15 protein-coding genes and 1 riboswitch are annotated in these 12866 nt (G+C 26.6%); of the genes, 3 read left to right on the top strand and 12 right to left on the bottom strand.

What is annotated here, in order from left to right; translation table 11 throughout:
• Nucleotides 1-21 precede the first annotated feature (21 nt).
• Nucleotides 22-1647 carry an amidohydrolase gene (locus HF520_RS01335; protein WP_168572317.1) on the top strand — a complete coding sequence of 542 codons (1626 nt, stop codon included), beginning with the start codon at nucleotides 22-24 and terminating at the stop codon, nucleotides 1645-1647.
• Nucleotides 1648-1683: 36 nt separating this feature from the next.
• On the top strand, nucleotides 1684-1920 hold the full coding sequence (locus HF520_RS01330; RefSeq protein ID WP_330586288.1) for a hypothetical protein: 237 nt from the start codon (nucleotides 1684-1686) through the stop codon (nucleotides 1918-1920).
• 187 nt (nucleotides 1921-2107) lie between these two features.
• On the opposite strand, the gene HF520_RS01325 is transcribed toward HF520_RS01330, so the two are convergent.
• Nucleotides 2108-2425, bottom strand: a complete 318-nt coding sequence (locus tag HF520_RS01325; protein WP_168572316.1) for a hypothetical protein — start codon at nucleotides 2423-2425, stop codon at nucleotides 2108-2110.
• 375 nt (nucleotides 2426-2800) lie between these two features.
• A riboswitch (Lysine riboswitch) is annotated at nucleotides 2801-2977 on the top strand.
• Nucleotides 2978-3332: 355 nt separating this feature from the next.
• Here HF520_RS01325 and HF520_RS01320 point away from each other — a divergent pair.
• Complete coding sequence (locus tag HF520_RS01320) at nucleotides 3333-4925, top strand: amidohydrolase (RefSeq protein WP_243155170.1); 1593 nt, start codon at nucleotides 3333-3335, stop codon at nucleotides 4923-4925.
• 234 nt (nucleotides 4926-5159) lie between these two features.
• On the opposite strand, the gene HF520_RS01315 is transcribed toward HF520_RS01320, so the two are convergent.
• The 11 genes from HF520_RS01315 to HF520_RS01265 all read right to left on the bottom strand — a co-directional run bounded on the left by HF520_RS01315 (nucleotide 5160) and on the right by HF520_RS01265 (nucleotide 12464).
• Nucleotides 5160-5441 carry a phage holin family protein gene (locus HF520_RS01315; RefSeq protein WP_168572315.1) on the bottom strand — a complete coding sequence of 94 codons (282 nt, stop codon included), beginning with the start codon at nucleotides 5439-5441 and terminating at the stop codon, nucleotides 5160-5162.
• 466 nt (nucleotides 5442-5907) lie between these two features.
• A complete protein-coding gene (locus HF520_RS01310; protein ID WP_168572314.1) occupies nucleotides 5908-6066 on the bottom strand; it encodes a hypothetical protein in 159 nt (52 codons plus the stop codon).
• Between the two features lie 220 nt (nucleotides 6067-6286).
• Complete coding sequence (locus tag HF520_RS01305) at nucleotides 6287-6679, bottom strand: YkvA family protein (protein ID WP_168572313.1); 393 nt, start codon at nucleotides 6677-6679, stop codon at nucleotides 6287-6289.
• A gap of 139 nt (nucleotides 6680-6818) precedes the next feature.
• Complete coding sequence (locus HF520_RS01300; protein ID WP_168572312.1) at nucleotides 6819-6995, bottom strand: hypothetical protein; 177 nt, start codon at nucleotides 6993-6995, stop codon at nucleotides 6819-6821.
• 30 nt (nucleotides 6996-7025) lie between these two features.
• Nucleotides 7026-7208 (bottom strand): hypothetical protein, encoded by a 183-nt coding sequence (locus tag HF520_RS01295; protein WP_168572311.1) that lies wholly within the window; start codon nucleotides 7206-7208, stop codon nucleotides 7026-7028.
• 186 nt (nucleotides 7209-7394) lie between these two features.
• A complete protein-coding gene (locus HF520_RS01290; protein WP_168572310.1) occupies nucleotides 7395-7601 on the bottom strand; it encodes a hypothetical protein in 207 nt (68 codons plus the stop codon).
• A 304-nt stretch (nucleotides 7602-7905) separates the two neighbouring features.
• Complete coding sequence (locus HF520_RS01285) at nucleotides 7906-8880, bottom strand: DnaJ domain-containing protein (RefSeq protein WP_168572309.1); 975 nt, start codon at nucleotides 8878-8880, stop codon at nucleotides 7906-7908.
• Nucleotides 8881-8898: 18 nt separating this feature from the next.
• Nucleotides 8899-9390, bottom strand: a complete 492-nt coding sequence (locus tag HF520_RS01280; RefSeq protein ID WP_168572308.1) for a YkvA family protein — start codon at nucleotides 9388-9390, stop codon at nucleotides 8899-8901.
• A gap of 725 nt (nucleotides 9391-10115) precedes the next feature.
• The gene (locus HF520_RS01275; RefSeq protein WP_168572307.1) at nucleotides 10116-11129 is read right to left on the bottom strand and encodes a helix-turn-helix transcriptional regulator; all 1014 of its coding nucleotides are present in this window, start codon (nucleotides 11127-11129) and stop codon (nucleotides 10116-10118) included.
• Between the two features lie 318 nt (nucleotides 11130-11447).
• Nucleotides 11448-11828 carry a hypothetical protein gene (locus tag HF520_RS01270; protein WP_168572306.1) on the bottom strand — a complete coding sequence of 127 codons (381 nt, stop codon included), beginning with the start codon at nucleotides 11826-11828 and terminating at the stop codon, nucleotides 11448-11450.
• A 267-nt stretch (nucleotides 11829-12095) separates the two neighbouring features.
• Nucleotides 12096-12464: a phage holin family protein gene (locus HF520_RS01265; protein ID WP_168572305.1), complete on the bottom strand. Its 369-nt coding sequence runs from the start codon at nucleotides 12462-12464 to the stop codon at nucleotides 12096-12098.
• Between the last annotated feature and the right edge of the window lie 402 nt (nucleotides 12465-12866).

Here is a 12866-nt window from a genome sequence, read left to right as displayed (position 1 = left end):
ATTTTTAGGTGGGGAATAAAAATGAAAACAATATTGTTTAATGGTAAAGTTTACGTAGAAAGAGAAAAGTTTGTAGAAGCAGTATTAATAGAAGATGGAATAATTAAGGAAATAGGGACAAATGAAGAAATCTTAAAAAATACTGGTATAGATGAAAAGATAGACTGTAAAGGAAATACAGTTATACCAGGGCTTAATGATTCTCATATGCACATACTTAGCTTTGGAGAGAGAATGTATCAAGTTAAGATAAATGATTGTAAAACAATTGATGAGATGATAGAAAGATGTAGAGATTTTATAAAAAAATATCCTGATAGAGTAAAAAATGGATTACACTCTCAAGGATGGAACCAAGATTTATTTGTAGACAGTGACAGAATGCCAACTAGGTTTGATTTAGATAAAATATCTACAGAAATTCCTGTAATACTTGAAAGAATTTGCGGACATATATTAACAACAAATACTAAAGCCATAGAAATGCTAGGACTAGATAAAGATTCTAAACAATACAATGGTGGTACATTTGAAATAGGTGAAGATGGCTATCCAAATGGTATTTTCACTGAAAACGCATGTAGTTATGCAAAAGAGATTATTCCTAGATTTTCTATAGAAGAAAGAGAAAAGATGTTTTTAGAGGCTAATAAATATGCTATTGAACATGGTATTACAAGTATTCAAAGTAATGATATAGGAACAATTGTACTGGATTCACAGCCATATTTTAATATGTTCCACAAAATATATAATGAAAATAAAGGCCTTGTTAGATATAGACATCAAGTTTCATTTAATAGTCCAAAAGATTTCAAAGAGTTTATTGAAAATGGTGAATATAAAAATGGTCAATATAAAAATAATTCATTCCTTTCATTAGGTCCAGTTAAAATATTCAAAGATGGAAGCTTAGGAGCAAGAACAGCTCTTATGAGAAATGGATATAATGATGATCCAGGTAATAAAGGAATTGAGTGGTTAAGTGTTGATGAAATGGATGAGTACTGTAAGTTGGCAAAAGAAGCTAATATTCAAATAGCAACTCATGTTATTGGAGATGAAGCAGTAGAAAAAACTATAAATAGTTATGAAAAAGCATTTATAGATGGAGAAAATAAATTAAGACATACTTTAATCCATTGCCAAATAACAGATAAAGAATTACTTGAAAGAATAGCAAATTTAGGTATACTTGTTAGTTATCAACCAATATTCTTAGACTATGACATGCATATTGTTGAAAAAAGATGTGGTAGTGAGTTAGCATCAACTTCATATGCATTTAAAACATTAAAAGATCTTGGTGCAAAAATAGCTTACGGAACAGATGCACCAGTTGAAGATTGTAACCCATTCCCTAACATTTATAGTGCAGTTACACGTAAAGACTCAAAGGGATATCCAGAAGGTGGATTCTATCCAAATGAATGTGTAGATATATACACTGCAATTGATGCTTATACTGAAGGTAGTGCATATATGGAATTTATGGAAGATAAAAAAGGAAGAATAAAACCAGGTCAACTAGCAGATATGGTTGTTCTTGATAAGGACATATTTACATGTGACCCTATGGAAATTAGAAATATACTTCCTCTAATGACTATAATAGATGGAAATGTAGTTTATAGAAAAGAAATATAATTAAAAGGGGCTGTCGTATGACGACGCCCCTTTTTCATGAAAAAATATTTAGGGCTTACACTACTACCTCATTCAGGAGTTTCGTTGATATTTACAGGTATTACTGTTAATACTCTTATAAAGCCAGCACCTGAATATGCACAAATTATTCAAAGAACAATTGCAGCTGCGGCTGTTATAAATGAGATTATAGCTGTTTTACTGGCTAAGCAAGGCTTTAAATTAGCAGGTGAATTGGATGGTCAATTAGATGAGGATGTTACTATTGAATAGTTTTGTTGTAAAGAACCGTACTTTACTCTATGGATCATGTTTTTATTTTTAGACTATGTTAGCTAACTTTGTATTATATTATAATAAAAATAACCATCCCTTAGTATTTTCAATAATTTGAATTAAGAGGTATGGTTATTTATCTAATCTGATATAAATTATTCGTAATATATTAAAATTCTACATGTCATTTTATATTAATATAAAATTTATATCCACTCATAAATAAATTTACAAGATAGAAAGTTACAATTAAAACTGTTATAAAAACCATAAGTAAACCTAAAATATTATAAAATAATGCTCCAATTATACCCGTAATCAGCAGGAGTTTTCCATATTTTAAATTGATATTCATTAACATATCTGATTCCATATAGCATAAAAGTTTATCTAATATTTTAATATTGTTAAGTTTTTGTGTTTGGTTATTTTTTCTAATCTTTGATTTTCCTAAAATTATTAATGCTATACCTAAAATCCCAAAGTTTATAAAAAAGTCCACCCTAATTCTCCACCCCCTTATAATTTTCTATTTATACATCGCATTATATAACAATTGCGAACCTTAATTATATTATACATAATATTCTGTCATTTCCCAATTATAAGTAATCTCATAAATTGAAGTAAAAAACATCTAATACCATATGAGTTCACGACGGTGGTATTCTCCATAACAAAAACTATCCCAACACTCAAAACAAAGCACCCTTATAAGTCCATTTCATACCTCTATTTTGTAGATTTTCTAAACCGACAATTTGTCCAATTAGGATTTTTTCTTATCTAATTTATAATTTTTATGTAAAAAATATTTTTTAATATTTACTCCATCTAAAATATGATGTATGATGAATAACAATTACAAAACTAAATAAAAAAAGATAGAGGTCGCAGTATTTAAGAGTAGATTTGTGGAGGTAAGCACGAAGAAACAAGTCAAAAGGAAATATTGCCGAAACATGTAACTGATGCTTTAAGGTTATAGAGTTGGTATTATGTAGAATATGTATAATACTGTCATAAATATTATTTATGAAGGGCTATCATAATAGATATGTTTTTTGTATTTGAAATTATACTTATTTAAAATATAGTCTTGAGTATTTAGCTCAAGGCTTTTTTTAGTTTATAAATATTAGGGATGTTATTAGAGAGAACAAATTATAATTATGGTTTAGCCCTTCTTGCATGGGTTTTAGGTGGAGTCATATATATATAGGACTAGTTATTAGTACATTCTTTGATGACCCAATAAGTGCAGTGGCAGGTTTTATAGTTCCTGCAATAGGTATATTATTCTATATGTATTTTAATAAACAAAAAAAGATAAAATAAATCACACATAGAAGTGAATTTTTAGGGAGGGAATAAAAATTAAAACAATATTGTTTAATGGTAAAGTTTATGTGGAAAGAGAAAAGTTTGTAGAAGCAGTATTAATAGAAGATGGAATAATCAAAGAAATAGGAACAAACGAAGAAATCTTAGAAAATACTGGCATAGATGAAAGGATAGATTGTAAAGGAAATACAGTTATACCAGGGCTTAATGATTCTCATATGCACATACTTAGCTTTGGAGAAAGAATGTATCAGGTTAAGATAAATGATTGTAAAACAATTGATGAGATGATAGAAAGATGTAGAGATTTTATAAAAAAATATCCTGATAGAGTAAAAAATGGATTACACTCTCAAGGATGGAATCAAGATTTATTTGTAGATAGTGACAGAATGCCAACTAGATTTGATTTAGATAAAATATCTACAGAAATCCCTGTAATACTTGAAAGAGTCTGTTGCCATGTATTATCAGCAAACACTAAAGCTATAGAAATGCTAGGACTAGATAAAGATTCTAAACAATTCAATAGTGGTACATTTGAAATAGGTGAAGATGGCTATCCAAATGGTATTTTCACTGAGAACGCATGTAGTTATGTAAAAGAGATTATTCCGAGATTTTCTGTAGAAGAAAGAGAAAAAATGTTTTTAGAAGCTAGTAAATATGCTATTGAACATGGCATTACAAGTATTCAAAGTAATGATATAGGAACAATTGTGCTAGATTCACAGACATATTTTAATATGTTCCACAAAATATATGATGAAAATAAAGGACTTGTTAGATATAGACATCAAGTTTCATTTAATAGTCCAAAAGATTTCAAAGAGTTTATTGAAAATGGTGAATATAAAAATGGACAATATAAAAATAATTCATTCCTTTCATTAGGCCCAGTTAAAATATTCAAAGATGGAGGTATAGGAGCAAGAACAGCTCTTATGAGAGATGAATATAATGATGATCCAGGTAATAAAGGATTTGAGTGGTTAAGTGCAGAGGAAATGGATGAATACTGTAAATTGGCAAAAGAAGCCAATATTCAAATGGCAACTCATGCTATTGGAGATGATGCAATAGAAAAAACTATAAATAGTTATGAAAAAGCATTTATAGATGGAGAAAATAAATTAAGACATACTTTAATTCATTGCCAAATAACAGATAAAGAATTACTTAAAAGAATAGCAAATTTAGGCATACTTGTGAGTTATCAACCAATATTCTTAGACTATGAGCTACATATTGTTGACAAAAGATGTGGTAGTGAGTTAGCATCAACTTCATATGCATTTAAAACATTAGATGATCTTGGTGGAAAAATAGCTTACGGAACAGATGCACCAGTTGAAGATTGTAACCCATTCCCTAACATTTACTGTGCAGTCACACGTAAAGACTCAAAAGGATATCCAGAAGGTGGGTTCTATCCAAATGAATGTGTAGATATATACACTGCAATTGATGCTTATACTGAAGGTAGTGCATATATGGAATTTATGGAAGATAAAAAAGGAAGAATAAAACCAGGTCAACTAGCAGATATGGTTGTTCTTGATAAGGATATATTTACATGTGATCCTATGGAAATTAGAAATATACTTCCTCTTATGACTATGATAGATGGAAATGTAGTTTATAGAAAAGAAATATAAGTAAAAGGGCTGTCGTATGACGACGGATGTTATAAATGAGATTATAGCTGTTTTACTTGCTAAGCAAGGTTTTAAATTAGCCGGTGAATTGGATATAGGTGTTTCAAAGAATGAGGATGTTACTATTGAATAGTTTTATAGTAAAAAACCGTATCACTTATTTGTGATACGGTTATCTATAATAAATTCAACTAAGACTAGTTACTTAAATTACTACCTTCATATAACTTTTAATTACATAGCTCTAGCAGGAAATACTGCATCTAAAATTCCAATAACTACAGCCGCCAATACTGCTCCTATAATAGTTATACCCATATTAGGAACTAAATATCGTGCTAGGTATATTATTATTGCTTCAATTATAAATTCTTTTATCCCTTTTCCAAAAGGAGATGCATCAACTCCCATAAGTGATTCTGCTAAATAGTCTAATCCAGATATTACAACTGCTGCTATTAAAAATGACCACAGTCCATTTATTGAAAATCCTGGAGTTAAAAATGATGTTATCATTAGAATAATTGCAACTAATACAAATCTTCCTAACCATCTTAATAAATTATTATCATTTCCTCTTTTTTCATTATTATCATGTCCATATAATCCACTCCTTTAATAAAATTTTATAATTACTTTTTACCATTAGATATATACAAATAAATCCTCAGTATGGATTAAATAATTTGCTTTTAAATAATAAATATTTATTATTTTTGCATTATAGTTATATATTGACCAATATATTCAATATTATTCCCTATAATATTGAAAAAACTTACAATTCTGATTTTTATTATTATCTAGAATACTAAGTTTATATTTGTATATACTATCTATAATATTTTATTTGTATATCAAAAAAACCGCATCATTTACTTGTGATACGGTTCTGGGCATCCTACTCTTCGGAACGTACTAAGTTCTCTACATCAAGAATTTGTTAATTTTATTTACTTTTAATCTTTCTTCTTTATAATTTCTATATATTATTTTTGTCCCCAATTATTTTACTTATTATAAATATTACTAATCCTATTCCTATAATAGGTAATAATAATCTAAATCCAAATGTTATAAATATACCTAAAATACTAAAGATACCACCTATTATAGTTCCTATTATTCCAACTATCATCATACCTAGTCATGTAATTAAACCAAATCCCCCTACTAGAGCTAATAAAATTAACCCTCCTATTAAGACAATACCTAAAATGCTCGCTATTTTCATCTTAAATTCATCTCTATTAATATATTGATTTATTTATCTAAATAATTTCAGTATCCTTAGTCTATAATTTTTTATTATAAAAGAATAAATTACTATTTTGCTTTATGTAATCTATCACTAATTTTAACTATTTCTTTTTTTCTAATTTTGCATCAATAGTACTAAAATCTTCTTCTGTTGCATCACTAAACCATTCTAAAGTTTTTTCTCTAGCTTTTCTTTTTGTTTCAGGAGTTATGAATACAGAAATTACTCCTAATGCTGTTATTATTGCTGTTAAATCATCTCCATACCCTGCAACTGGTATAGGATCTGCTATTAAGTCTATCGGAGATATGAAATATCCTAATGCTCCAATTATGGTAGCTTTTGCTCCCATTGGTACTGCTGGGTCTTTAAGTGCATAAAATAATAATAACACTCCATATATTACTGATACACCAGCTTTCGAAAATACTGACTTTATTTTTTTAAATAATGATTCTTCTGAGTATTCCTTACTATATTGACTATTATCCATATTTTAAATATCCTCCCATTTTATATATATTTATTTAATATTATACATATTTTAATTGTAATTTTTTGTCATTTTCTGTGTTTTTATAAAATATTTATCTCAAATATCAAATTGCTATTTTTAAGTTTATATTATTAATTCATAACAAATATAAAAAGGATGAGTTACCTTTTAATTTTAGTAACTCATCCTTCATTAAGTATACTATTATATCATCATTTATTTGTATCTCTATACTATCTACTTCTTTTTTCTCATTCATAGTTATTTCTGAAATTAGCAGATGTATTAATTGTTTTCTTTGTTTTTTAATCATATATAAACTAATTTATATGTAATCTTCAGCTTAGTAATAAACTATATTAAAAATACACTTATGATCATCAGTATTATAGCAACTATTACATGAAATACAAATAGATAGTCTAGTATCACCATTTTTCCATCTATTAATTGATTCCGATTCTCTTATAAGAAGCCTTGATAAAGAAAAATATTCTATATCTGTATAATTTAAAATTTCATTCATATTTTCAATACTTCTGTGTCCACCAACTAAAATAACAGGAGTGTCAACTAAATTCTTTAACTCAGCTGCAAATTCCTTAAAATATCCTTATTGAGCTTTAGTCCATTAATGTATATCCATCTTTTTTAAATTCAATTATTTCTTCAATTTTATTTTAGTATGAGATAATCCTGCCATATAACAACTTCAATATCCCATAGCAGATGCACTAAGCATGAAATTCTCCACTGCTGCACCAATCCCTTGAGCGCATGACTGTTGTGAAAGTACCATATCAATAATTCCATTATTTGCTCTTAATATCTTTTCTTCTATACTATCATATTCTTTTCCATAAACTATTACTGCATTAGATGATCGTTTAAAATTTAAATAATAAGCCAATGTACTCATATATTATTTCTTTTCTTCCGAGCTTCCTTTGTGGAATCAAAAACAGCATTTCCAGTAATTCGAATCCATTTTCTCTTTTTATCCATCCCACTGATTTCTACTTTTGGATAATTAATCATCTGCTCTATAATCTCTTTTCCTTTGTCATATGCTTCTAAAATAATAACCCTCAACAACATCTTTCCATGTTGTTGAGGGTTTTATGGTAAATGCGAATCTCAAAATAATACCCACGATTCACTCTCTATTTTTATTGTAAGTAGTATAATTTTATATATTTATATTATTCCAAATCTATATTATACTAAGCTTCTAAATCTAACTTAATTTTTTCATATGCTTCTTGAACTTCACGGAATCTTTGAGTTGAATAATTAACTAAGTATTCAGGTAAATTCTTACTTAATATTTTATCAGGATGACATTCATTTACAATTTTTCTATAACTTGATTTAATAATTGATATCGAATCCCCTCTTTTACAACCTAAAATTTCATAATATTTATCCAGTGAATTTTCTATGTATTCTTCCTTTAACTTATTAATTAAATATGGTTCTATTTTTAGAATTGCAGCAGCATAGTTAAGCATCTTCTCTTCTTCATAAGTAGTTTTTCCTAAACAAGTTGCAAGCTTATATAAACATATTAAAAAATCATTCTTTATCTCCCTATCGTCTTCTAATTTATCATCACATATATCATTTAATTTCATACAATAATCTTCAAAAGTCTTATCTGAATCTCTACCCATTCTAAAATATTTTATAGATAATTTTCTATTCTCTTCATTAAAACCATAATAATTATCCATAATATCTGTTGCTGTACTTATATGTTCATTTTTAATTTGACCATTAGCCTTACAAAACTTAGCAAAAGCAGCAAATATAATAAATAAACATGTTTCTTCTTCTGAATTATATTCTTTCACACTATTATCTATTGTATACTCAAATGATTGATTACATTTACAACAATTCCATTTGCCTGGCCCCTCAATTAATAAATTTTGCTTACAATATGGACAAATAACATCTATCCTTGTATCTTTTATAACTCCATCTTCTGAAAAAGTTAATACACCTTCGCAATGACAGCAATTGTATCTTCCATAAGTATCAACACCTAAAGATTTATAACAATGAGGACAATTTATACTGTATTTATATTCTTTTGATCCTAATCTACTTGCTAGAACTGCTCCACCTGCTGCACCTAATGGTCCTCCTACTACAAATCCTATAGCCCCTCCTATAACCGACTTAAAAAAACTCATCTTTACCTCCAAATTATATTATTTATTTACTTTATCCCTACTATCTTTTTTCATATTCTTAATAGATTTAGCAGCACTAACTGCCTCACCTGATTTTTTATACATATTATCTATAACACTAAATTCATCATCTGTAATTGTAGGAAATATATTCCTTGTACTATTTTTAGCTTTTTCCCTAATTTCTTCTGTTATTTGAGTTGCTATCAATGCTAGCGCTCCTATAACCACACTCATATCATCACAATATCCTACTAATGGTGTTACATCTGGTACTATATCTATAAAACTTATAAAATATCCCAATGCTCCTAATATAGGAGCTTTATTAACCATTGATATACTACTTGATTTAATAGAATGATACAATAAAAATACTAAATATATCGGTGCTACGCCTATTTTACTCCCAACTTTTTTTATTTTGTTCCAAAAACTTTTTTCATCATGATTTTTCTCATATTTAGATACTAATTCTTTTGAAAATACAATATCTTTACTTGTCTCCATTTTATATCCTCCAAAATCATTATCTATACTTTAATAGAATATATTTCAAACATATTCTACCATTTTTGTATTGTTATTTTTTGTCATTATTTGCCATTTAATATATTCTTTCTTCTTTTTCTATGGTAATATGTAAATTATGATTTATCTCATTATCAATAAAATAAAAGACTACATTTAATATCACTTCAATGTAATCTTTGTATATAATTACTTCTTTTATATAATCATCTATAAACTCCTTATACTCTAGTATATTTCCTAGTCATTATCATACTTATCTTTCCTTTTATTACCTTGAACAACATACCTACATTTATCACAAACTATTATTATAGTAAGTATGTTGTAGCACTTTTATGGTCTCCTAGTGACTTTTTCTTCTTTTCATTATTTATTGTACTTTATTAACTATATAAGTTTTATCATATGTTATTCCTAATGGTGCATCTCCTCTATTATAAAGTGCTCTAAGAATATTTTCCTTCTAACCTTTAGCAACTTCTCTTGCTAGATTCTCACTATAATTATAATATTGTTAAAATCATTTAATCTAACTCCCCAGTTCAAACATATATCTTAATTATCAATATTATTTATTTTTTCTCCACATTATTTACAATACATATTACTTTTCATCTCCTTATATACATCTATGACTGTATTTTATACTTATATTTATATAAAATAAATAGACTACGTGTACATAAATTCGTACACATAGTCTATAATTCATATATTTTATTTAATTTTACTACTTCTTCCTTTACTAAGTCTCTTAAATATTCAGGCTTGATTATAACCCCATCAGACCCTAACTGCAATATCCATCTAACTAAGCCTTCTCCTATTTTTGCCATAAACCTGCCTGTATAGCTGTTATCTTCATTTATATCAATAACAATATCATCTCCAAATGAATCTATCATAAAATTTAATAGTTTTTTATTAAACTTTATAGTAATTTCTGATTCTGTACCTGGAAACATTTTAAAACTTTTTTTAGAATATATAATTGGATTGAATCCATCTTTACATTCTTCTATACACTCTAAATTTTTTCTATCTTCTTCAATAATTTTTATATTTTTCATCCTATCTATTCTATAGTTTGATAAATCATTATGTTTATCCCCAAATAAGATAAGATAATAGTTTTCATTTTTTAATATTATTGATACAGGATTTACTTTGTATACTTTAATTTTATTATCACTATTTAGTCTTGGAGAAAGTTCTTTTTTATAATTGTAGTCATAATAATTAAATATTATCTTCTTTTTATCTCTTATAGCAGTATTAATTTTATCTATATTTATAAAAATTTCTTCATTTACTGACTTACATCTATCATCAATAAATATATTTCTATCTATATCTCTTTTTGTATATATTGCTCTAAATTTTAATATCTTATCTATTAATTCTTCTGTTTTCTTTTTTGTTATAAATCTACTTGATGCTATCGCATCTGATATTATCTTAACTTCATATTCTTCTAATTTATGTCCAATAAGCTTATATCCTTTATCTTCATTATCATACTTACTTATATCAAATCCTAGTTTATCCATATCATCTATATATCTGTATATTGTTCTTCTATCTATTCCTACATTAATATATTTTTTCATAAAATTATTTATATCACTTGTTGATAATGCTACATTTTCATCAGAATATTTACTTAATATTTTTATGAATGTATAAAACTTTATATTATTATTTACCTTACTCATTTGATCCCTCCATTCATATGCTTTAAAATAAATTATATCTTAATAAACCAGTTTCATTAAAAGCCTCCATTACTTGTTATACTGTTCTCTAACATACTTAAAACTCACGACAAAAATTATTTTACAAAACAGGTACTATCCCAACACTCTTCAGCTTATTATACAAAAACAGAGCCTCCTTATCTCTATAATCTATATACAAATACCAAACCTAACTTTGCTTATACTGAATTTTCATCTCATAAAGCAACTTATTAAATATATATTTCAAATTAACTTTATTAGTAATTTTACCCTAATTATAAATAATATTTAGAGTTAATCTCCTAAACTAACAATTGTTTTATTTTCCTTAATCGCCTTACTACATACATTTATCATCTTATTTGCAAAATCAATAAATTCTTTTTCACCTATATTATGTCGTTTAAATAATTTCAAATATTTAATATGTTCTATAAGTTCTTCATCTAGCAGACTCTTTCCTAGAACTAATAATTTTTCAACTTGTTCCTTTGATAGTACACTGTAATCATAAGGATCGATGCTCAATAGCACGTCGCCACTTCCTTTAGATATAACATCTATATATTCCTTAATTTCTCCAATAAAATAATCAATTTCATCACTTATTGTTAATTCAGATTTTTTGTACATAGCTTTTTCTATACTATTTTCAAATACAAAATTCATTCCCATTAATTATCTTCCTTTCATTTTTACTTTATATGGTAAGGCGTATTTACAGTTCCGTCTTTATTTAATACAACTTTTATAGTGTATAATTTTCTACCTTTAGTATCAACCCTATTACTTTTTTATACATTTTCGTAAATATATATCCCTCTAAATTGTTTAATATTTATTCTACATAAAAAAACCGTATCACTTATTTGTGATACGGTTATCTATAATAAATTTAACTAAAACTAGTTACTTAAATTACTACCTTTATATAATTTTTAATTACATAGCTCTAGCAGGAAATACTGCATCTAAAATTCCAATAACTATAGCTGCAAGTACTGCTCCTATAATAGTTACACCCATATTAGGAACTAAATATTGTGCTAAGTATATTATTATTGCTGCAATTATAAATCCTTTTATCCCTTTTCCAAAAGGAGATGCATCAACTCCCATAAGTGATTCTGCTAAATAGTCTAATCCAGATATTACAACTGCAGCTATTAAAAATGACCACAGTCCATTTATTGAAAATCCTGGAGTTAAAAATGATGTTATCATTAGAATAATTGCAACTAATACAAATCTTCCTAACCATCTTAATAAATTATTATCATTTCCTCTTCTTTCATTATTATCATGTGCCATATAATCCACTCCCTTAATAAAATTTTATAATTACTTTTTACCATTAGATCTATACAAATAAATTCTCAGTATGGATTAAATAATTTGCTTTTAAATAATAAATATTTATTATTTTTCATTATAGTTATATATTGACCACTCTATTAAATATTATTCTTGAGGATATAATGAAACAAAATCTTGACCAACAAATATATTGACCACTCTATTAAATATTATTCCCTATAATATTTAATAACTTATAATTCTGATTTTTATTATTTAAAATACTAGGTTTATGTTTGTATATACAAAAAATAAATTCCTTTATGAGTTCACTTCATACTATTTTAGATTTAGGCTATGTTAGCTAACTTTGTTATAAATAATATAAATTTAGATTATAGTATAGATATCAAATGT

The organism is Romboutsia sp. CE17 (assembly GCF_012317385.1).
Classification (GTDB): Bacteria; Bacillota; Clostridia; order Peptostreptococcales; family Peptostreptococcaceae; genus Romboutsia_E.
This window is presented reverse-complemented; position numbering and strand designations above follow the sequence as displayed.

What these genes read in the sequence shown, in the direction of transcription:
- HF520_RS01335 (WP_168572317.1), top strand. Translation starts at nt 22, where the DNA reads ATGAAAACAATATTGTTTAATGGTAAAGTTTACGTAGAAAGAGAAAAG.
- HF520_RS01330 (WP_330586288.1), top strand. Translation starts at nt 1,684, where the DNA reads ATGAAAAAATATTTAGGGCTTACACTACTACCTCATTCAGGAGTTTCG.
- HF520_RS01315 (WP_168572315.1), bottom strand. Translation starts at nt 5,441, where the DNA reads ATGATAACATCATTTTTAACTCCAGGATTTTCAATAAATGGACTGTGG.
- HF520_RS01310 (WP_168572314.1), bottom strand. Translation starts at nt 6,066, where the DNA reads ATGATGATAGTTGGAATAATAGGAACTATAATAGGTGGTATCTTTAGT.
- HF520_RS01305 (WP_168572313.1), bottom strand. Translation starts at nt 6,679, where the DNA reads ATGGATAATAGTCAATATAGTAAGGAATACTCAGAAGAATCATTATTT.
- HF520_RS01300 (WP_168572312.1), bottom strand. Translation starts at nt 6,995, where the DNA reads ATGATTAAAAAACAAAGAAAACAATTAATACATCTGCTAATTTCAGAA.
- HF520_RS01295 (WP_168572311.1), bottom strand. Translation starts at nt 7,208, where the DNA reads ATGAATGAAATTTTAAATTATACAGATATAGAATATTTTTCTTTATCA.
- HF520_RS01290 (WP_168572310.1), bottom strand. Translation starts at nt 7,601, where the DNA reads ATGAGTACATTGGCTTATTATTTAAATTTTAAACGATCATCTAATGCA.
- HF520_RS01285 (WP_168572309.1), bottom strand. Translation starts at nt 8,880, where the DNA reads ATGAGTTTTTTTAAGTCGGTTATAGGAGGGGCTATAGGATTTGTAGTA.
- HF520_RS01280 (WP_168572308.1), bottom strand. Translation starts at nt 9,390, where the DNA reads ATGGAGACAAGTAAAGATATTGTATTTTCAAAAGAATTAGTATCTAAA.
- HF520_RS01275 (WP_168572307.1), bottom strand. Translation starts at nt 11,129, where the DNA reads ATGAGTAAGGTAAATAATAATATAAAGTTTTATACATTCATAAAAATA.
- HF520_RS01270 (WP_168572306.1), bottom strand. Translation starts at nt 11,828, where the DNA reads ATGGGAATGAATTTTGTATTTGAAAATAGTATAGAAAAAGCTATGTAC.
- HF520_RS01265 (WP_168572305.1), bottom strand. Translation starts at nt 12,464, where the DNA reads ATGGCACATGATAATAATGAAAGAAGAGGAAATGATAATAATTTATTA.